Source organism: Thermotalea metallivorans, from assembly GCF_001562415.1.
Taxonomy (GTDB): domain Bacteria; phylum Bacillota; class Clostridia; order Peptostreptococcales; family Thermotaleaceae; genus Thermotalea; species Thermotalea metallivorans.
The window spans coordinates 15,181-36,282 of the sequence record NZ_LOEE01000059.1 but is presented as its reverse complement, the minus strand read 5'-3'; the positions used below and the strand labels follow the sequence as shown (position 1 = coordinate 36,282).

The 21,102-nt window shown below is 42.8% G+C and carries 21 protein-coding genes and 1 riboswitch; of the genes, 2 read left to right on the top strand and 19 right to left on the bottom strand.

The genetic code is table 11. The annotated features are described in order from the left end of the window. Nucleotides 1-100: 100 nt before the first annotated feature. On the bottom strand, nucleotides 101-703 hold the full coding sequence (locus AN619_RS12290) for a nitroreductase family protein (RefSeq protein ID WP_068557397.1): 603 nt from the start codon (nucleotides 701-703) through the stop codon (nucleotides 101-103). A gap of 158 nt (nucleotides 704-861) precedes the next feature. Beyond that, complete coding sequence (locus AN619_RS12285; RefSeq protein WP_068557394.1) at nucleotides 862-1,446, bottom strand: hypothetical protein; 585 nt, start codon at nucleotides 1,444-1,446, stop codon at nucleotides 862-864. 278 nt (nucleotides 1,447-1,724) lie between these two features. On the opposite strand from AN619_RS12285, the gene AN619_RS12280 reads away from it, so the two are divergent. Beyond that, on the top strand, nucleotides 1,725-2,600 hold the full coding sequence (locus AN619_RS12280) for a patatin-like phospholipase family protein (protein WP_068557393.1): 876 nt from the start codon (nucleotides 1,725-1,727) through the stop codon (nucleotides 2,598-2,600). On the opposite strand, the gene AN619_RS12275 is transcribed toward AN619_RS12280, so the two are convergent. From AN619_RS12275 to AN619_RS12240, 8 genes are all read right to left on the bottom strand, one after another. Further along, nucleotides 2,592-2,786, bottom strand: coding sequence for a CooT family nickel-binding protein (locus AN619_RS12275; RefSeq protein WP_068557391.1), 195 nt, complete (start codon nucleotides 2,784-2,786; stop codon nucleotides 2,592-2,594). The genes AN619_RS12280 and AN619_RS12275 overlap by 9 nt on opposite strands. After that, complete coding sequence (locus AN619_RS12270) at nucleotides 2,786-3,211, bottom strand: DUF3842 family protein (protein WP_068557388.1); 426 nt, start codon at nucleotides 3,209-3,211, stop codon at nucleotides 2,786-2,788. The genes AN619_RS12275 and AN619_RS12270 overlap by 1 nt, the downstream gene beginning before the upstream one ends. 4 nt (nucleotides 3,212-3,215) lie before the next feature. Further along, nucleotides 3,216-4,817, bottom strand: coding sequence for an NAD(P)/FAD-dependent oxidoreductase (locus tag AN619_RS12265; protein WP_068557387.1), 1,602 nt, complete (start codon nucleotides 4,815-4,817; stop codon nucleotides 3,216-3,218). Nucleotides 4,818-5,055: 238 nt separating this feature from the next. Beyond that, complete coding sequence (locus AN619_RS12260) at nucleotides 5,056-6,390, bottom strand: hypothetical protein (RefSeq protein ID WP_068557384.1); 1,335 nt, start codon at nucleotides 6,388-6,390, stop codon at nucleotides 5,056-5,058. Between the two features lie 27 nt (nucleotides 6,391-6,417). Beyond that, the gene (locus AN619_RS12255; RefSeq protein ID WP_068557382.1) at nucleotides 6,418-7,113 is read right to left on the bottom strand and encodes an FMN-binding protein; all 696 of its coding nucleotides are present in this window, start codon (nucleotides 7,111-7,113) and stop codon (nucleotides 6,418-6,420) included. Between the two features lie 207 nt (nucleotides 7,114-7,320). Then, nucleotides 7,321-11,184, bottom strand: a complete 3,864-nt coding sequence (locus AN619_RS12250; RefSeq protein WP_068557380.1) for an S-layer homology domain-containing protein — start codon at nucleotides 11,182-11,184, stop codon at nucleotides 7,321-7,323. A gap of 328 nt (nucleotides 11,185-11,512) precedes the next feature. After that, nucleotides 11,513-11,595, bottom strand: a riboswitch (cyclic di-GMP riboswitch). Between the two features lie 98 nt (nucleotides 11,596-11,693). Continuing rightward, nucleotides 11,694-12,566, bottom strand: coding sequence for a TPM domain-containing protein (locus tag AN619_RS12245; protein WP_068557377.1), 873 nt, complete (start codon nucleotides 12,564-12,566; stop codon nucleotides 11,694-11,696). A gap of 25 nt (nucleotides 12,567-12,591) precedes the next feature. Next, nucleotides 12,592-13,155 (bottom strand): LemA family protein, encoded by a 564-nt coding sequence (locus AN619_RS12240; protein ID WP_068557375.1) that lies wholly within the window; start codon nucleotides 13,153-13,155, stop codon nucleotides 12,592-12,594. A gap of 298 nt (nucleotides 13,156-13,453) precedes the next feature. On the opposite strand from AN619_RS12240, the gene AN619_RS15700 reads away from it, so the two are divergent. Beyond that, nucleotides 13,454-13,621: an H-type small acid-soluble spore protein gene (locus AN619_RS15700; protein WP_242867400.1), complete on the top strand. Its 168-nt coding sequence runs from the start codon at nucleotides 13,454-13,456 to the stop codon at nucleotides 13,619-13,621. Nucleotides 13,622-13,694: 73 nt separating this feature from the next. On the opposite strand, the gene larB is transcribed toward AN619_RS15700, so the two are convergent. The 9 genes from larB to AN619_RS12195 all read right to left on the bottom strand — a co-directional run bounded on the left by larB (nucleotide 13,695) and on the right by AN619_RS12195 (nucleotide 21,085). After that, entirely contained in the window at nucleotides 13,695-14,441 is a 747-nt protein-coding gene (gene larB, locus AN619_RS12235) for a nickel pincer cofactor biosynthesis protein LarB (RefSeq protein ID WP_068557373.1), read from the bottom strand. Nucleotides 14,442-14,445: 4 nt separating this feature from the next. Then, nucleotides 14,446-15,252, bottom strand: coding sequence for an ATP-dependent sacrificial sulfur transferase LarE (larE, locus tag AN619_RS12230; RefSeq protein WP_068557371.1), 807 nt, complete (start codon nucleotides 15,250-15,252; stop codon nucleotides 14,446-14,448). Further along, nucleotides 15,236-16,057, bottom strand: a complete 822-nt coding sequence (yqeB, locus tag AN619_RS12225) for a selenium-dependent molybdenum cofactor biosynthesis protein YqeB (protein WP_068557369.1) — start codon at nucleotides 16,055-16,057, stop codon at nucleotides 15,236-15,238. Before yqeB ends, larE begins: the two co-directional genes overlap by 17 nt. A gap of 10 nt (nucleotides 16,058-16,067) precedes the next feature. Further along, nucleotides 16,068-16,874 (bottom strand): XdhC family protein, encoded by an 807-nt coding sequence (locus AN619_RS12220; protein ID WP_068557366.1) that lies wholly within the window; start codon nucleotides 16,872-16,874, stop codon nucleotides 16,068-16,070. Nucleotides 16,875-16,876: 2 nt separating this feature from the next. Then, nucleotides 16,877-17,902 carry a molybdopterin-binding protein gene (locus AN619_RS12215; RefSeq protein WP_068557364.1) on the bottom strand — a complete coding sequence of 342 codons (1,026 nt, stop codon included), beginning with the start codon at nucleotides 17,900-17,902 and terminating at the stop codon, nucleotides 16,877-16,879. After that, nucleotides 17,877-18,485, bottom strand: coding sequence for a nucleotidyltransferase family protein (locus AN619_RS12210; protein ID WP_068557362.1), 609 nt, complete (start codon nucleotides 18,483-18,485; stop codon nucleotides 17,877-17,879). Before AN619_RS12210 ends, AN619_RS12215 begins: the two co-directional genes overlap by 26 nt. Continuing rightward, nucleotides 18,482-19,243 (bottom strand): selenium cofactor biosynthesis protein YqeC, encoded by a 762-nt coding sequence (gene yqeC, locus AN619_RS12205; protein ID WP_068557360.1) that lies wholly within the window; start codon nucleotides 19,241-19,243, stop codon nucleotides 18,482-18,484. The genes AN619_RS12210 and yqeC overlap by 4 nt, the downstream gene beginning before the upstream one ends. Nucleotides 19,244-19,327: 84 nt before the next feature. Beyond that, a complete protein-coding gene (locus AN619_RS12200) occupies nucleotides 19,328-20,218 on the bottom strand; it encodes a carbon-nitrogen hydrolase family protein (RefSeq protein ID WP_068557358.1) in 891 nt (296 codons plus the stop codon). 81 nt (nucleotides 20,219-20,299) lie between these two features. Beyond that, on the bottom strand, nucleotides 20,300-21,085 hold the full coding sequence (locus AN619_RS12195) for a cyclase family protein (RefSeq protein WP_068557356.1): 786 nt from the start codon (nucleotides 21,083-21,085) through the stop codon (nucleotides 20,300-20,302). Nucleotides 21,086-21,102 lie beyond the last annotated feature (17 nt).

Sequence of the window (21,102 nt, the reverse complement as noted above, 5' to 3'; positions counted from 1 at the left end):
AATCCCCTCCCCCCTGTATAGGGGGTACATTTTTATTTTAACTTACTCCCGCTTTTTTGTCAATAGCAGACAAGCTTTCATTTTTTAAAAAATTATGTATCTATTTGTTTTGAAAACTGCCTTCGAACACAAGCTCATCTAAGGGCTTTCTACCAGATGGCTTCTCCCTTTCCTGCAGTTCTATGGGTAACATTTCCTTTTTTCCCCTTTTTCCTACAGCAATAATCGCAAAAATATCATGGTCGTCATCCAAACCTAATATTTCCTTTGCTTTCTTGACGCTAAATCCCCCCATGGCATGGACCAGCAAACCTTGTCTTTCCCCTTCTAAGGACAAATAGCCCCAAGCAGTTCCTGCATCAAAGCCATGCCATCGATTTACCTTGCCGTTTTCAGTAAAGTTTGTCTTGGATATCCATGCAATCAGGACTGGTGCCTTTTCCGCCCATATGCGGTTGCTTTCCGTCAAAAATTCATAAAATCTCTCCCGGTCTTCTTTTTTTCGAGCCAAAATAAACCGCCATGGCTGTTCATTATAACAAGAAGGAGCCCAACGAGCTGCTTCCAATAAGGTAAACAATTCCTTCTCCGTGATCTCTTCTTCTGAAATAGCCCTGGGAGACCATCGATTTAAAATTAGCGGATTTATTGGATATGCCGTTTCTCTGATCCCTTTCACTTCATCCTTGATATAGTTCTCCATCCTTGTTCTCCTCCCTTTGTTTATTGTATTAAATATATCCAAATTCATCGCCTTTTACTCATTTTCCTATATATGATGCCGATTCCCCTTGCAGAGATTTCCGTAGGTAGTTTATCATTTTTCATAGAAAATAAAGGCTCCTGAAAAGACAGAAGCCTTTACTTCCTCAATATTTCCATCATCTTGTGTACCTTATTTAAAACATTCCTCACTTCTCTCCCCTTGTCTGCCTTTAGTATTTCCAGTATGTCGGTCATGTACTCAAAATCCTCTGCAATATTTCTATTCCTCGGATCCCTGTTTCTCAGCCGATTCACCCTGTCGTTCAATGTCAACAGCTTATCGATATTTTCTCTTCCCTTTCCTCGCATATAAGGTCGTATGGCCTCCATCACTTTTATGGGCTTATTCGCCACATTATGATAGGATTTGCCGAATCCTCCTTCTGATCTATACTCTCCCTTTGCATATCGATTCAAAGAATGGATGATATCTACAATATTTTCTGTTTTGGCAAGCACCTCCCTATGTTTGTCCCCAAAATAAGGCCTTGCTGTTTTCAGGATTTCTCCCGCACGATATAAATCATCTGAACTAAATTTCATAGTTCCTTCCCTGTTCAACATAATAAATAAAACAATGGGCAACCATATGTTGCCAGATGTCAAACTGGAGATCATATTTGCCAAGGGATGCTTTCCCCTCTCATGGTTTTCTATCTTTACCAAATTATTCCCTTCCATGGAACCCCTCCAATATATCGTCATACAGCACTTTCACGATTTCACTATATATTATGCCTAGGACTCTTGAATCGTGAAGATATGGGCAAATTTTCTAAGGAAGGGAAATGGTGCTCTACAGCGAATAGAGTATATATCAGAAAAACCTTTGAATTTTATATGGTCCCTATGGCGATCCCATGCTTGCTCCAGATTTCTCTAGTATGAAAGTTTGTGATGATCACATATATATTATGTAAAGAAGAAATATGCTATCTGCGAAAGGGGGCTTATTACCTATGGGAAAAAGATTAAAATCATCCCTGCACAGCCTTTTCCATCCGTTTCCCGCTTTTTTTAAGAAAAAAACTGTCTCTCTGCCACAGAAAACTCACCCTACCATTGCCCTGGCGCTGGGAGGCGGTGCCGTATGGGGCATCTCCCATATCGGTATTCTAAAGGTCTTGGAAAATCACCATATACCTGTCCACTATATGAGCGGCACCAGCATCGGCGCATTGGTAGGAGGTCTATATGCCGCCGGTATACCCCTTCAAAAACTTTATGAACTGGCCATTTCTACCCAATGGAAGAATCTATCCAAGCTTTCCCTTCCCTTGGGAGGAATATTGTCCAACGAACCCATGGAATTTTTTATCTGCAACCTCATCGGGAATAAAACCTTTGAAGATCTGAAAATTCCCTTTGTCGCCGTTGCCACCGACCTACTGACGGGAGAAGAGATTATACTGCATTCCGGAAAGCTTTCTACAGCCATCCGGGCCTCGACAGCCATTCCGGGTATTTTCCATCCTATCCATATAAACAATCGCACCCTGGTGGATGGAGGCGTTGTCAGTAATGTACCGGTCCATGCAGTCAAAGGTTTCAATCCGGATATTACCATTGCCGTCAATCTCGTTCCTTCCTTGGAGGACTGGCTTCCGAGCAACAGCCTTGAGACCATTTTAAAATCCCTTTTTATCATGCAACAGAAAGTGGTAGCAAAAGAAACCTCCCAAGCAGATTTGGTGATCAACCTCTCCATGAAAGGTTTCAGTCCTATTGATTTTTCTAAGGCGAAAGAACTATATCAAAAAGGAATGATGACAGGACTATCTTATATTTCTAGGATTCAAGAAATCATCGAAAAAAAGAAAAAAGAACTACCATGATTCTTCTAAGATGATCTTATGTTCCACCAATTTCATTTCTTTGACTCTTGCGGCAATAGTCTTTCGCTCTCCAAAAATATTCTCAATAAACAGCGTGCCGTCTTTATGGAAAATGATAATATTCGCCTGTTCCATAAATAGTTTCTCCTGTCCGTTCCTGTCTATATATACATTTGCTTCACACATTACAGATCTCCTTCCATTTCCCTTTTCATTTCTTGAATCATTTCCTCTATCAGATGGGGCAGCGGTTCTTTTGTGGATCCCATCAATACAACATTTTCTTGGGTAAGGGGCAAAAGCAACTTCTTTGCCTTACTTAACCCTATGGCCTCAGCTGCCTTTGGTGTCATTTCTCCTAACATGGCATTGGGAAACATAATCGATAGACAACCGATAATCAAGGATAAGTCGCCGTGCATGCAATTAAAGCAAATGGCACTTTCCCCCGTTGCCCCCTGATTGGCCCCTGCCTTCATCATTGCTGAAGTAGCCAAAGCATTGGTTCCTAAGGCCAATATATAGATATCTTGCTCCATGATTTTGCGAATTCTTTCTATAATATACTTTCCGATACCTCCTCCTTGTCCATCAATGACAGCAATTTTCATTATCTTACCCCCTTTCCATTGGTGCATAGGCTCCAATGATCTTCTCCGCTGCCTTGATTCCGTCTACGGCGGCAGAAACAATTCCTCCAGCATAACCGGCTCCCTCTCCCACGGGATAAAGTCCCTTTACTGTCAAACTCTCCATGGTTTCCTCATCCCTTTCAATCCTTATGGGCGCTGAACTTCTAGTTTCTACACCGGTCATTAAAGCATCTCCCATGGCAAAACCTCGCAGCCTTTTATCCATCTCCGGCAGGGCTTCCTCTATGGCTTCTGCCACAAAATCAGGAAGACATTTCCTAAGATCCGTCGGTGTCACTCCGGGCAAATAAGAAGGTTTCACCTTTCCTATCTTTATAGAGGGACGATTTTGTAGAAAATCTCCCACCAGCTGGCAGGGAGCATGATCATTGCTCCCTCCCAATGCAAAGGCCGCCTTTTCCCATTTCCGTTGAAAATCTACTCCTGCCAAAGGATGATCACTGTCAAAATCCTCCGTATTTACCTGTACCAAGAGGGCACTGTTGGCATTTTCGCGATTTCTTGCATATTCACTCATACCGTTGGTAACAACGGTGTTTTCCTCAGAAGCTGCAGCAACTACCATTCCCCCAGGACACATGCAAAAAGTATATACAGCCCTGCCGGTTCTGCTTTGATAGGTCAATCGATAATCAGCAGCACCCAATCGTGAGTGCCCTGCAAATCCCTTATATTGTGATTCATTCACAAGGTCTTGGGGATGTTCAATTCTTACACCAATGGAAAAGGGCTTCTGTCGGATTTTCACCCCTCTTTCATAAAGCATCTCATAGGTATCCCGTGCACTGTGTCCTACCGCCAATATCACTGCATTGGCTTCCATTTTCTCCGCCCCATTGATCTGAATACCCGCCAGTGCACTGCTCCTTATATATAAATCTGTCACCTTGCTTCCAAACCATACTTCTCCCCCAAAACTTTCGATAGCCTTTCTCATGTTTTTGACTACGGTTTTTAAAATATCCGTTCCAATATGGGGTTTATAAGAATAAAGAATCTCCTTGGGAGCCCCGGCTGCCACAAACTCTTCCAAGACCTTTCTCACACGAATATCCTTAATTCTTGTGGTCAGTTTGCCGTCAGAAAAAGTACCTGCTCCCCCTTCTCCAAACTGTACATTAGATTCCGGATTGAGCCTCCCCCCTTCCCAGAACCTTTTTACATCCTCGGTCCGAGTATCTACATCCTGCCCCCTCTCCAACAGAATGGGACGATAGCCCCGTTGGGCCAATAGGAGTCCTGCAAAGAGTCCCGCCGGTCCCATTCCTATGACAACGGGTCTATGTTTTAAAGGTTGTCTCCCATGGGGCACATCCTTATACTGAAAATCAGGGCTCCTGCTGACATCCTTATGTTTTTCCAGTATCTTTTCTTCATTTTTTAGAACTACATCCACCGTATACACAAAATGGACCTGATTTCTTTTCCGAGCATCGATGGATTCCCGGAAAATATGGCACTCTATAATTTCCTCGGGCCTTATTCTCAACTTCCTAGCAACCTTTTCCTGAATCTGACCTATATCCTCATGCAAAGACATCTTTATTTCATTTACCCGTATCATTCTAATACTTCCTTTCCTACAATCTCCAAAATATTATACCACAATTATTTTTTCAATATATTAATCAGCAGGATACTTTCTAATAAACTTTTGCTGGGAAGATTTTATTGCAATACATAACCAGAACGATAAAGTTATTTCTATTGATAATTTTCTACCTATCTATGAAGAAACCTCTTGGTTATCATTCAATAACCAAGAGGTATAAAAATTTTCTTGTGAAGCTTTTTCTTTACCATCAAAAGCCCGACATAGCATTTAGTTTTTTTCCGGACATATAAATAGAATTCATCAGAAAATCATAGTTTTGCTGAATAGATTTTTCAATCAATGCATATTCGGCATCTGTCAAAAACTTCGTATAATTTTCCAGTACATAATCTGCCGCAACCATATACCATGCCAGATAAGGTGTTTCTTTTGCCCCGTTTTTCACAGAAACATCAGAAAATTTAGTGTCATGGATTAATCCATAATCATCCATATGGTTTCTGATAGAATAGATTACCATATCTTTTATGAAATGAATATTTTGATTTCGAATGCCTATCAATGTTGCAAAAGGACTTTCATTCCACTTTTCAAGGCCATATAGGAAGGTATACAATCTTCCGGTATTGATCTCATCCTTTGTAGCTTGAGCAACACCTTTATCAATCTGAATTTCCCTTACAATCCCTTCCGGTTTATATGTAACATCCTTTACCAAGGCAGTTGTAAGCATTTTGTGAGTGTTTTTCATGATTTCCAAAGCTTCGTATCCATATCCGCCCTCAGCCAAGATTTGGGCTAATTCTTTGGAACCCCATAGGAATAAACCAAAGTCCCTTAAGTCAAACTTCACCTTATCGCTGTTTCCGTCAAAGGCATATACCCCATAAGCTCCATTCCATGAGGCTGCCATAAAATCATAAATTTCTTTGGAAACAGCAATATAATGTTGTCGGTGGGCTGTATCCTTTTCCAAATTCCATAAAGCATTGAATGCCAACAGGCCATTCCCCATAGACTTTATATCTATCGTTGCCTTTGAAGGCTCATTATAGAACTTTCCTGATTCATATAAGTGGCCCAGCACATATTTTGAAGTGCTTTGGGCATGCTTTAAGGCCTTTTGTTGACTTGTCTCTGTATACCAAGGGTTAGCATTGAATTTATCCCTATTTTGAAGGGCATCATAAAAAGCTGCACTAAATTGAGCTACGGATGCTATATCAAGTTTTGTATTGGGAACAAATTTTCCATCTTTATGGTCATAGGCGGGCAGCACACTGCCATCCGGTTTTAGAAAAAGAAATTCCGATGTAAGGATATAACTGGTATATGTATTTGCAATCCTGTTTTTTATATTTTCATTGTTATCCTGTATATTGGATAGAGCGAATAAAATTGACGCATAATCTGTAGCCGTTAGTTTCCCCTCTACAATTAATTTTCCATCTTTCGATACCGTATGAGGAAAAGCATTTTGCAGTATGGAAGCATCAAAAGTACTATAAGTGGATTCCAGAGCCATAGCAACATTGGAAAGCATGGCTAAAATCAGTATAAGGGATATCACGATTTTTTTCATATCTTATTTCCTCCTATGCTATTTTTTTTATTTTAATGCATTTTTCAATGCATTTTTTACTGCATTCATAAAGGCTTCAGAAGTTTTCGTAGCTCCTGCCACTACGTCTACGTTGGGATTTTGTTTTGAAATCATTTCTTTGGAAAGAAGACGAAAAACATTTTTAGCCAAGTTTTCTGTATCTCCATGGGACAACACTTCAATTGCTGCAATTTTTCCATCTGCTACTGCCACCTGGACTTCCATATTCCCTCCTAGCCCCGCAGCAGAACCCTTATATATCCCATCCTGATAGATAGGTACAGGAGCTGCTTGTTTAGGAGCTTCCTCTTGGGGGGTTTTTTCCCCCAATTGATTTTCCACGGACGGATTTGTACTGACTACCGGCGACTTGTTTTTTTCAGTATTTGAAGGAATATTTTCCTTTTTTTCAGATATCGTTGACGGCTTTTCGTAGGAAGTTTCTTTTTTTGCTGTTGTCTCCTCCTTTGTCTGTGTAGATTTCTCTTCCTTTTGAATATCTGGTGTTTTTGTTTTTTCTTCTTCCTTTTCTGCAGTTTCTTCAATCTTCGATTCCTCATCTTGATTATTGTAAGAAGCTTCCTGATTTTTCCCCTGATCAAAAGATTCCTGACTGGAATTTTTCAGAGAAGTACATGCCGGAAGAAGAAAAAGTCCCATCGTCAATAAAATTGACAAAAGACGATTACGGTATAGATTCAAATAATCTCACCTCTCATTTTGTAATGATATTCATTATCATTATATTTGTTTATATGCCTACTGTCAAGTGCTTTTAAAAAATCTTTATATCCTCAAACATATAACGCATATCCAAATATTAGAAAAAAAGGGGGACAGCAAAATGCATGTCCCTGTCAAAATACCTATTGAATCATCAATGCATATCTCTTAACTGTAAAGGCCCTTTTAGATTTTATCAGAAATAAAATCGAGGGTTTGGAGTACATTTTTTATTACAACAGCAGCCTCTGATCTTTTTGAAGTATTTCTAGGCCGAAAGGCATTATCTTCATATCCGCTTATGATCTTGTGCTGGACAGCAAAGGAGACCGCTTCTTTCGCCCAATCGCTGATTTTCTTTCCATCGATAAATACAGCCATCGAAAGATCAGCAAAGTTATTTTCTTGCTTCGTTCCTTTATCATTTTTGTCTTTATGCATTGCAGCATTTTCTAATGCTTGGGCCACAGCTTCCTTAAAACTTTGGCTGGTCACCGTTGCCCCGGTGATCACATCCACATCTGCCCTTTGATGTTTGATAACACTTTCAGCCATTTTTTGAGCTGCTACCCCGCCTATGGCCGGTGAATCATGGTTCTCCAGTATATCAATAGATTCAATCCTGTCTTGCAGTATTTTTACTTTTACTTTTACTCCCCCATTGGGTCCCTTTCCTGCCCCTTCGTATTCTCCATCTTTCCATTGTAACGTCTTCCCTTGTTGCGGTAGCTGAGCATGATCAGCTCTATTGTCCAGGCCATTCACCAGGTTCATGGCATTTATTGCCATAACAAGCATTTCTTCTCTAGTAATTTCCCGATTTGGTTGGAATGTATTGTCCGGGTAGCCTTTTGCCAGTCCAAAGGCAACGGCTGTATGGATATAGTTTTCATACCAGCTGTTTGCTTCTACATCCTTAAAGGAAATCTCTTTTTCTGTAAATGTCTTCAGACCCAAGCCTTTCACCAACATCGTTACAAATTGTGCCCTTGTTACAAAACCTTCCGGCATAAAATTTCCGCCCATCCCGCTGATGATATTTTTGGAAGCTAGCAATTCTACAACTTCTCTGCTCCAATGTTTTTCCACATCCGCAAAAGTTTTTTCAAATTCAGCTACCCCATAAATGCTATTGGAATTTCTTTTGATAACGGCTACTGTGTTCTCTCCTTCCATCAAAAAGCTCGTAGGTACAGCATGCCAGATTCCATCCTCAAACACAACGCCTGTTGTCCTTTTTACATTTATTGAATGAGGGATAATCAATCTTCTCTCAATAAACTGCCGTCCAAAATTACGAATTGGCATAGTGCTTTCTCCGAAGTCCGCCTCAATAGTAAATTTCACAGGTTGTACCAGCATTTTCCCATTGGAAATGGTGCCTGCAAAATCCTCTGCTTTTTCCACTTTTAGAACCAGCCCTTTGAAATCTCCCTGATCTTTTATTGCATCCAATGCACTGAATTTTGAAGGAATTGTGTAGCTTCCCCCATCAAAAATCACTGCAATAGACATATCTTTTTCTTTCAATTCCCTCAGACTTTCTCCATCTATGTTCAGCGCAAGATTGTCTGATTTTTGGGAAATTACGATCTCTATTTTTTGAATATTTTCTTTTTCCTCTAAGGCCTTATGGAGAACATCCAGCGTAAGTTTCGCCATCTGTTGATTCCCTTTTTTCTCCAAAGGAATGTCTTTTATTCGAAGGATCGATTTGTCATTTTTTTCTATTTTTTGTGTATTTTCTGCTGTTGTTCCCGTATTTGGGCTTCCTCCGCTTTCAGTTCTTGTCGCCCCTGAAACCGTATCTGGATAAGAAACCGGCGGCAATGGCGATATGGGCTCACCCTTTGCGGAGGCAAGGGCACGACTGACAGCAAGAATGATTCCATTGCTGGTGTAGGTAGCTCCTGAAACCACATCTACCTGAAGGCTTTTACTGCTAATAATTTTTTGGGGTATGGCAGAAAGGGCCGTCATGACAGCTCCCCTGTCCTTGGACTCATGATGGGACAACACCATAATTTCTTTTATGGCATGATTCTCTATAATGACTTTTACTTTCAGAGGCCCTCCGAAGCCATATCCTATTCCTTCAAATTCACCATTTTTCAAACCATCTGTCGCAGGAATCTCTCCTATTCCTACAATAACATCTTTGATTTCACCAATATCCGTACCATAGACAAAAACTTTGAAACTTACCTTGACCGCCTGACTATACCTGGCAGTCAATCTATATTCTCCATTCCCTGTTTCTTCGACTTTCACAAGTTCTCCTTTATTTAATGCGATTTGATTCGCTGGAATGCCAGTGATACTATTTCCATTTGCATCCCTCACCGTGATTGTAAATACAAAATCCTTATCTGCAATGACATCGCCATTAGGCCATGTGACAATGCAGTTTTCTTTTTGAGGCAATATTACTCCTTCCGGTGCTTTTACAACGATAGGCTTTATTTCCAAGAAATCTTTTCCGCTGTATCGGATTTTTAGAGATTCATCTGCCTTTGCCTGAGGAAGTCGAACCGTCAGTATGTAAATTCCTTGACTCTCCTCATGGATGGCTGCCAATGTTCCTTTATTTAAGCTGATTTTATCGGCTGCCCCTACTAAAGAATTGCCAAACCCGTCCTTCAATTCAAGGGATATCTGGAAATTTTCATTTGCAAAAATATCTCCTTGAGAAAGAATTCTGGCTGTGCTGTAATACCCATGGGCTATCCCAGTTTCGAAAGACGGATATATTTTTACGTCCTTTAATTCTTTGAATTCTTTGTTATTGAGCAATATTTTGAAAGTTTCCTTATCTTTATCTCCAGTATATTTTGCTTCTATAACATACTTTCCATCTGCCTCTGTTACTTGAATCAAAGAGGCTTTATCCAATGTAATCTGACTGCTCAAACCTGTCACAGGATTTCCATAGCCATCTAAAATCTCTACAGAAAAACTAAAAACCTCATGGGCTACTACTGGATTGGCAGGTAAATGGACAAGACTTTTTCCTATGTGGGGCACACCTGCTTCCAATGGTGCATAAATAGGCAAATCTTTTAACTCTACAATGTCAACACCATTGTATCTCACTTTAAAACTTTCTTTTTCCTTTGCTTCATTATGTCTCGCCGTTAATCCATACACACCGTTTCCTAGATTCTGTTTGTCAACAAGAGTCCCTTTGTTGAGAGTGATCAAGGATAAATCTAGATCATCAATCAGATTACCATGGATATCCTGAAACTCTACCGTAAAATAAAAATCTTGATTTTGAAACACATCTCCTTGCGGCCTTTCAAGAATTCTGCTTTTCTCCTTGCTTGGTATGCCTGGTCCTTCTACAGCATTTACCTTTAACTTCAGTTCTTTAATATCCGCACCAAAGGCTCTAACTTTAAAGGATTCTTCTGATTTTGCTTCATGATGCTTTGCAGTTATTATATAATAGCCCTCCGGATTTTGCTCAACGTTCTCTAGTATCCCTTTATTTAGAGTCACATCTTCCACAGGAATATTAGAAATAATTCCATTGCTAGCATCCCTAAATATAACAGTAAAACTAAAACTTTGATTTACAAATACAGGCTCTTCCGGAGGGATGATGGTGGTCTTGCTTCCATTTGGCATCATATATCCATCGGGAATGTTTACTTTTACATCTTTCAGTTCTACCATATCTTGACCGCCAACGCGAACTTTAAAGGTTTCCTTGTCTTTGACTTGAAGGGGTTTTACAGTTATGGTATATGTACCATCCCCATGATCTTCCACTCCTGCCAAAGTACCTTTATCAACAGAAATAGTATCTGTTAATCCTGCAATGGGAATTTCATTGCTGTCTCTTATAAGTACAACAAAACTAAACTCTTGTTTGTAATAGACTTTGCCAGCAGGCCCTTGAACAATAAGGCATTTTGACTTGTTCGGGGGTCCGGGCGGTATGCTATCCTCTGCCCATCCCATGGCAGGAATCATAAAAGAAAAAGTGCTGCAAATTAAAAGTACAACAAGAAAAATTGAAATGCTTTTTAGATTTTGAGAGAACATACAAAACCTCCTTATAATTGATAATGCATATCAATATTATAATATAATGATTATTGTTGTCAATTGGTTTTTAAAGGATATTTTTATCGGGTTTTATCTACATATAAGAAGAGTTTATGATTTTGGAGCACAGCTTCAGAAATCTTAGAGAAAATCATCCTAAACAACCATTTTTGTTTTTTGAATTATGTAATATATCCTAGTATGACTTGTTGGAAAAAATTTTACATCATAGGCAACGGTACCAATCATCCCACTCCCTTGTCAGATATCATTGCAATAAAAAACCCCATGCTGAAAAAAACATAGGGTTAGTCTAAACCTTAACTTCGACAGCCCGGCTATCATAGCAAATGCTTTAGAACCTTGGCTTTGCATCCCTGCCTTTCAACAGGTTTGCCCTTTACGGTTTTTGGTCTTATATGATTTATCCTTTTATTTTCATTATTTTTGACATAAAATCCTCATATCCTGTTCCATTCCTTCGCCGTATTACGGCATTATTCCTCCTAAAAACCCCGGCTGCTTCCACCACCGCCGGAACGTCCTCCGCCGCCGGAGCTTCCACCGCCAAATCCGCCCCCACCGCCGCGGCCACCTCGACCTCCATGGAAAAATCCCCTCAGAAGCAATCCCGTAAAGAATCCGCCCAAAAAATAATAGTCCATCCAGAGAAGAAGCAAAATCAATAAAATCCCTGCAATCTTGAATATGGGCGGCAGAGTAACTCCACCCTCGTCATCATAGCTTTGCAGCGGCTTTTCCATGTTGGGATCATATCCCTCACCAAAGATTCCACGATCTTCAAAATTGTATTCCCGGTTTACCGCCTGGCTGATCAGATAAAAGGCATATTTTAATCCTTCGGAATAGTTTCCGTCCGATAAATCTCCTTTCACAGTATCTAAAATTTCCCCTGCCAGTCCGTCGGGAATGGCGCCTTCTAAGCCATAACCTACTTCAATTCTGACCTTTCGGTCCTCCAGGGCCAAAAGGAGCAACACACCATTGTCATACTTTTGATTGCCTATTTTCCATTGTTCAAAGAGTCTAACGGCGTAGGACTCCACATCCAAGCCTTGCAGACTGGGTACTGTGACCACCACAACCTGAGGCTTTTCCTCCGTTTTTTCATAATTTCGATTGGTATGGATCACAAAGTTTTCTACCTCATCGGACAATATCCCGGCAAAGTCCCCCACATAAAACGCCCTGGTAGGACTGGGAAATACCACATCGCCAAAGACAACAGATCCATTCACAAGGAAAATGATGCACAAAATACTCCATAGGAGCAGTTTACCCCTCTTCAATGTTTCTTCCTCCCTCCGGTTCGCCAACTGCCGGCAATCTTCTCCCAATAGATGAAAAGTAGGTTTCATTAAAAAACCTACCCTTTCCGTTCCCTTAAAATTTCACCTTGGGTGCTGTTTCTGCTCCCTCGGCCGCTTCAAAGTATGGTTTCGGCTCAAAACCCATCATCCCCGCAATTATATTCCTCGGGAAGGTCTTCAAAGTCTTGTTGTATTCCTTGACCAGCATATTATAACGGTCCCTCTCTACAGAGATTCGATTTTCCGTTCCTGCCAGTTCATCCATCAACCGGTTGACGTTTTCTGCAGATCGCAATTGGGGATAGTTTTCCATGACAACCAGCAATCTTCCCAAAGCACCTTCTAATTCGTTAGATGCTGCCACCCTCTCCTCTGTTGTTCGGGCTCCTGCCATCTTGGCTCTTGCATCGGCAATTCTGCCAAAAACTTCTTTTTCCTGGTTCATGATTCCCTTTACCGATTCCACCAGGTTCGGTATTAAGTCAAATCTCCTTTGCAGCTTGCTCTCAACCACCGCCCACTGGGCATCTACCTCTTCACTTTTTGTAACCAAACGATTATAAGTGCCTGTCACAGACATCACGACCAATGCAATTGCAATGACAATCCCTATGATGATCTTCCATGATCCTTTCATGTTTATCCCTCCAATTCTTCCAGCACGGCAGTTTTCCCGCTTATGCTTAGAAATATATTTCTATTCTACTAGAAATCCTTCACCGCCGCAACAAACCTTTCCTTGATCTTGATGGCACAACGAGATGCTTTTGAAAGCTCCCAGGATATATTTCCCCAAATTGGCAGCTGCCATCCTACCAGAACGGCTGTAGCTATCATTTCCAGCAAAACGTATAAGATGGCATACTGATTGAAACAATAAAAGTATATATGATACCCAAGAAAAAATATCTATGATAAAGGAGAGGATTCCATTGATGTACGAGAGGGCAAGGGAAATACTGAACTCCCCACAAACTATCCATGTTTTTCACAATGATATCCCCATTTGGATTGAGAAACTCAATCCCGATGACCGCACCGCATTGGTAACGGCAAAAACGGGACAATATACCGTACCCGTAGACGAACTGGTGGAACAATGAATAGAAAAGATATCGCATGACCCCATGGGGAGCATGCGAATTTTTTTCATTTGAAGAATGATTTAGGCTTTTCCTACAGTTTATTAATCATGCTTGCCATATAACCCGCTCCAAAGCCATTGTCGATGTTCATCACTGCAACACCGCTGGCGCAACTGTTCAGCATGCACAAAAGGGCAGCCAATCCATGGAAATTGGCCCCATAGCCGATGCTTGTCGGTACTGCCAAAACAGGCTTATCCACCAAGCCCCCCACAACGCTGGCCAGGGCCCCTTCCATTCCTGCCACGGCAATGATGACCTTAGCGCTGGTAATGATATCTAAATTCCCTAAGAGCCTATGAAGTCCGGCTACTCCTACATCGTATACCCTTTCCACTTTGTTCCCCAGCATCTGGGCAGTAACTACCGCCTCCTCCGCCACGGGAATATCTGCAGTCCCGCCCGTTACCACGGCAATATAGGTATCGGGTACAGGCACCTCTTTTCTCTTGACGGTAATCATTCTGGCCAGTTCATGGTACTCTGCCTCAGGACAGATTTTTTTCACTGCCTCATACACGTCCTTTTCTGCCCGGGTAGCCAATATGTTATTTCCTCGTCGCAGCATATCTTGAACAATCTGCTGGATATGCCCTATATCTTTTCCTTGGCAGTAGATCACTTCCGGGTATCCGTTCCGCAATTCCCTGTGATAATCGATTTTTGCAATGCCTATATCCTTATAAGGCAGATTCTTTAGCTGTTCTAGGGCATTTTCTATTTCCACATGGCCATTTTTCACATTTTCCAACAGTTTTCTCAGTTCAGCAACAATCACCCTATCACCCCTTTATCCCTTGATTTAAGCTTCCTGTTTGATACCCTCCCAAATCCAAGGTCACATACCGAAAACCCATTTCTTTCATTGCCCCATGAATATTTTCCATCACTTCCCTATTCAATATTTTTTCCATTTCCCCCTTATCAATTTCAATTCTGCCAATTTCTCCATGAAAGCGCACCCGCACCTGCCGAAATCCTAAATCCAACAGATATCTTTCTGCCTTTTCTATTCTTTTCAACACATCCAGCTTGATTTCCTGCCCATAGGGAATTCTTGTCAGCAGGCAGGCATAGGCGGGCTTGTCCCAGGTAGGCAATCCCAATTCCTTCGACAATTGACGAATCTCCTTTTTTGTCAGTCGGGCCTCCAGCAAAGGACTCCTTACTTCCAGCTCTTTCAATGCCTGCATCCCCGGCCGATAATCAAAGGTATCATCGTAGTTGCTACCATCGGCAACATGCCGAAATCCATTGTCCGCCGCATACTTGCGTATCTCCCCGAAGACATCTTTTTTGCAGAGATAGCATCGATCCACGGGATTCATCCTCAGGGCCTCGTTATCCAAATCCTTCTCAATGATCCTGTGCTGAACGCCGATTTCACGGGCAAGGTCCTTTGCCTCCACCAACTCCCAGGCTGGATGAAAGGGTGAAGTAATGGTGACGGCAGCAGTCCTTTCTCCCAAGGTTTGATGGGCTACTTTCAATAAAAAAGTACTGTCTACTCCTCCTGAAAATGCAATCATCACACTCTCCATTTCCCTCATAATCTCCATCAGTCTTTGGTATTTATATGCCAGCTCCATTTTTTTCCTCCCATTCTTTCGTCAGTATTGCTTCCACTACGCCCCCGGCAATGGAGCGTGCCTTATCCGATATGCTATGGATCCATCCCGCGGCCTCTTTCCTAGGGTCGATATCACCGATCTTGCAGCCCTTGGGTACCTCCAAACCCTCATAAATCAAACCTCTGATCACACCATCCATGGTGGTTCTTATTTCCACATGGCCTATCCATGAAATGACTTCTGATGCTCGAACAAAATCACCAATTTTTTTCACATGTTTTATGATACCCCCTACAGGGGCCTTTAAAACCCGTTGAATATCATATCCCTCCACTTCTCCAGGAATCCCCGTATTAGCCTCTGCTTCCCCTTCCCAAATGACTCTGCCCAAGTGATGGCCCCTATGGGTTTCTATCACAACATCCACGTCCATCCCTGCCCGAAACCCCGGTCCCAAGCCGATCACCAAAGGAGCATCACCCTTGCGGGTACCTGTATTTTTTTTGGCCATAATTCCATCCACCAATACCCAAAAATCCAGTTGATCCTTGATGGCGCCCCTGGGATCAACCACCACCGGTATCATTTGTTCCTCCAAAATTTTCAATATTTCATCCTTTGTATTCGCCTTTTTTGCCCTTATCCCTTCTATCTCCCAAGTTCCCTCGTAGATGCAATTAGCAAAGGAGACCTTTCTTCTTACACAGGTGGGCTTTTCCACCTCCGTCATTACCACAGCAAAACCGCACCGGAATAATTTATGGGCAACGCCGGAGGCAATGTCTCCCGCCCCTTTGATCAGTACCATGCCACGGGTCTTCATATCCTTCACCCTATTCCTTGATTCGATCCCGCATATGCTGCGGTGTCCTTTTATTTTTCACCAACAGGATTTCTCCCAGGATGCTCAAGGCAATTTCCATGGGCGTTTCGCCCCCCAAATCCAGCCCGATGGGTGCATACACCTTTCTTATTTTTTCTGTGGATATACCTGCCTCCTTCATGCGATCCATTACATATTTTGTTTTATTTTTACTCCCAATCATGCCGATATATCCCGCATCCCGGTCAATCACCACCCGCAATGCCGCCTCATCGTAGCGATGACCCCTGGTGACAATGACAATATGGCAGTACTTATCCACAGGATAATTGCTCAATTGTTCTTCAATATTCCCCAGGATCAATTCATCGGCCTCAGGAAATCTCTCTTTGGATAAAAAACTTTCCCTATCCTCAAAAATCGCCGTATAAAATCCAAGAAGCTTGCCCAGTTGATACAGCTCCAGGGCAATATGGCCTCCCCCTACAATCAACAGCTTGTCTTTGGGTACAAATACCTTGATGAATACATCGGCTGTGCCACCGCACTGCATATGCAGGCTGCCTTCCTCATCATTCAGCTGGAAATGAAAAGCCCTGCTTTCACCTGTGGAAAGGCACATTTTGGCTTTTTCCGTCACTACTGCCTCAAAGGTCCCACCCCCCACCGTACCAAGGGTCCTTCCGTCTTCGAAGATGGCCATCATGGCCCCTTCTTTTCTGGGAGTAGAACCTTCAATCTTGGTAACGGTGGCCCAAGCAACCTTTTTATTGGCTTTGATTTGTTCAGAAATCCTATCTAACAGCAAATGTTCCATTCCTAACCCCTCCCAAAAGAACAATTTGGAAATCTGCAAGATTCGCATTTTCTACATAGGCCACCATTGGCCAAAGCAATAATATCTTCCTTTTGAATCCGTTCTCCTGCAGCAATCCTCGGATAAATCAAGTCAAACACCGTGATTTTTGCATACATGCCGCAGGCGGGGATGCCAATGACAGCAACATCACCGATGTAACTCATCATGAACATGGCTCCCGGCAATACAGGAGACCCGTATTTCACCACTTGGGCCACAGAACAGATAGCCTTTGGCGTTACATCGTCAGGATCAACGGACATCCCTCCTGATACCAGCACAATATCGCTGCCTAAACCAAGGGCCCTCTGGATCTTTTCTCTAATCATCCTTTCATCGTCTGGTGCATAACTTACATCAATCACTTCTCCCCCAAGGGCTTCCACCTTTTCCCGCAAAACAGGTTGAAAGGCATCTTGGATGATCCCCTTGTACACCTCTGTCCCCGTAATAATGAGGGAAATCTTTACCGGCCGGAAGGGGACAACAGATACAACAGCCCCCTCTTCTTTCCCAATTTCCCGCACCTGTTCCATGATCCCTCGCTTAACAACCAAAGGGATTGCCTTTGTCCCTGCCACCATTTCTCCCTTGCCTACCACAGAATAGTTGGGCAGGGTGGAAGCCGCCACATCATCCAGACGATTTATCCTATAAAGGGCTTTGGTATTTACTTTGAGCAGCCCGTCGACGGCGGCATGGAGATTGACGCGGCTTTCATAGGGCTCCGTCACTTTAATATTCTCCCCCGCCAAAACTTCCCCCAGGATTCTGCCGGCATCGTCTTCATGGACATCGTCCTCATCCATATGCAGTACATAGATATGATTTTTCCCAAGGCCTTTTAACCGCTCCAGGTCTTCCTCTCGAATCCGGTGTCCCTTTCCAAAAGCCCTGCCTTTTTTTTCCCCCGGAATAATCTCCGTAATGTCATGGCACAGAATCATGCCCACAGCCTCTTCAATCTTCACTTTTCTTGTTTTCACACGTATCCCCCTTCTGATATGCCCCATAGATATCCATGGTATCGATATCCATGGCCTCCTCCGTCTCTTCAAAGAAAACCTCCGTTACTTCTGCTGCATGGCTGCTCATAAGACTCCGGCCTCCCCTGTCTCCCTTCAGCCCATAGAGTTCCCTTGCATATCTTCTGGAAAACAAAACCGGGTTTCCCCGCTGCCCTCCATAGACAGGCACAACAATCTCTTTGGAAGTATGATGATAGGCATCGATAAGCCTGTTGATCGTAGAAGCCTTCACAAAAGGCATATCCCCCAAAAGGAACATCACGGCCTCCCATTGGGAAAATATCCGTTGCAAACCGGCAATGATGGAAGTACTGAGGCCCCTCTCATAATCCCTGTTTTCCACCGGCAAAAGGCCATGTTTGCAGGCCAAGTTTCTGCTGTTTTCATACTTTCCCCATACTAGGACTACTTCATCCAATTTTGATTCCTTTGCCGCGAGAATCACATGCTCTAGGATGGGTTTGTCATCAAGCATGAGGGCCAGTTTGTCTTGCCCCATCCTGCTGCTTTTCCCTGCTGCCAAAATAATCCCCGATATCATCGGATCACTTCCTTCCCCATGGGATACAAAGCCGTATCTCCCAATATAACGCTGTGGAGGATATCTTTCCCCAGCAACATTATCTCCTCACCAATTTTCCTTGCCACAGGCAGTTGATGATCGGTAACTTTATTGATGAACACATATTTTTCTCCCGTGCCATCCAATCCCTTGACCAAACCCCTGGGATGGAATAAGGCGGCAATCCGCTCCTCCAGATCCGGATTTTCTTTATTTTCAAAACATTTTCCCAGAGCCTCCACCCGATGGGCTACCTTGCCAATGGGGACTTCCAAAAAAGCATCCAAACCCACCACAATCACTACCTTATCTGCCTGGGATGGGATGCATGGCTCATGTTCTCCATAGACCTTTATGGATTTTCCTTTGCACCCGTCCCCTTCTATCAATATACAATGCCGTGGAAATCTTTTATGAAGCATCTCCATCCATTCCTTTGGAATCCCTAAGAGTTTCCCTTCCCCATCCACGGCACAACCTAGGGTAACGGTTTTTCCCTTTGCCCTTTCTATGCCTTCTATGAGTCCGTCTGGTTCACTGTTAACCACCACTGGCCGCTCCTTGGGCAGGTAAATTTTCGTGGTAGTGGTATGGATGACAGGTATCCCCTGGCAGATCAGTTCTTGGAGGACTCCCTCTATGGCCGATGTTTTCCCCCCGCAGCCGACAAAGACCACCACAGATCCTCTCCCCGCCGCAATCATCCTAATAAGATTCACTTCCAATCCCCTCTTCAAAAAATTATCCTCTTATCCCTATTATAGCTTTCATCGGCACGGAATAAAATCCATAATTTATCTTTAAAAAATATAACGGTCCCATCATTTTCTATAGGGAATTCTTCTTGCCGGCTCAAAAGGGCTTTTCCCTTCCTGCAGAATCTCTTTGTACACCTTTACATTTCTATCTTCCAGGTGATCAAAAATCATGGGTGACTTTGTTCCATAACTGACATATCGAATAGGATTCGGATCCAGCTTTGCTGCAATGATTTCCTCCGTCCCCCTGGCCAGGGCCAATACCTGGGCAATAGGACTTACAATCATGCTGTGGCCGAAGAAATAATTTTCCCCTCCATCGGGTCCCACCCCATTGGCTGCCAGGATATAGACGTGATTGTCATAAGCTCTGGCTTTATTGATCGTCTCCCATATATCATAGCTTCTCAATAAGGCCGACGGCCGTGTAATAATCTCGGCCCCTTTCAATGCCAAAACCCTGGACAATTCAGGAAAATCCCCATCATAGCAAATCATCATGCCGATTTTACCCAATTTTGTATCTACCACCACCGTTTCACTTCCCGGCGTGGTCCATCCTCCCCCCTCCAATCTTTCCGTAGGAAAGGGATGGGTCTTTCGATAATGCCCCAGCATCTCCCCCTGATCATCAATGAGAATGGAGCTGTTGTAAATGGTTCCCTTCTCATATCCCCTTTCATATAGGGGAAATACCACATGGACTCCTAGATCCTTTGCCAGCCTTTGTATTTTTTCCACATGCTTTCCCGGAATAGGTTCAAGGATCTCATAAAAGGCTTCCACCTCCATACTGGGCGTAAATCCCGTAGTAATGGATTCTGGAAATACCACCAGTTCTGCTTCATATTCCTTCACGGCCCTTTCCAACCACAAACAACATTTGTCAATATTCTTGCCAATCTCATTAGGTTCTACGGCAATTTGCACACAGGCTGCAATATGCTCTTTCATCTTTTTACCCCCCAATCATATACCGTTGCCCGCCATTTTGGCGGGCAACGGCGTTCGTGAGCCAAGGAGAATTTCTGCCCATTATTTTATCTCTTCGTAGGCGACAATGCGGCAGATGCTAGACTCTCCCCCTTCAAATCTCCATGGATAACAACCGATAATCAGGCGTTTGTTCAAGATCTTATCAATCTCTCCTCCCAAGTTTTCTGCATGGATGATGTCATGGGGAAACAAATCAATATGCATCAGTTGATAATCTTCATCGGGGAACATTTCCTCCAGGGATTTTCCGTATTTTCCCTTCATATATTTATCGGCTTCCTTTGCCTGTCTTGGACACCACTCGCGAATTTTTGTATTCATGGGATGATCTGCAGATCCACAGTCCACACCGATCCACTTTAGCTCCATTTCCTTGCACCACTTGGCAAATTCTTTTGTGGGCCCGGGATGTTTTACCATATAGCGTACCTCATCGGCTTCAGGTTGGTCCCAGGCATATCTGTGATAACCTGTATTGATGATCAGAATATCTCCTTTCTTTACTTCCACGCGATCGGTAATATCCTTGGAAGTATAAATCCCATAGTCCTCTGCAATATCCGATAGATCTACCACAACACCTGGGCCGATTAAATCCTCCAAGGGAATGGAAGCGATATCTCTGCCATGGGTACAGAAATGCAGGGATCCGTCCAAATGGGTGCCCACATGATTGGATGTGGTAATCACTTGACCGTTTGCCCCATTGGAAGACAACCTTTTGAAAAATTTGATCTGCAGAGGTTCATAGGTAGGCCATGGTGGTGTTAAATGACTCAATTTTTGCGTCAGGTCATACATTTTAATGTTTTTCCAAAATTCCATAGAGAAGCTCCTCCCTT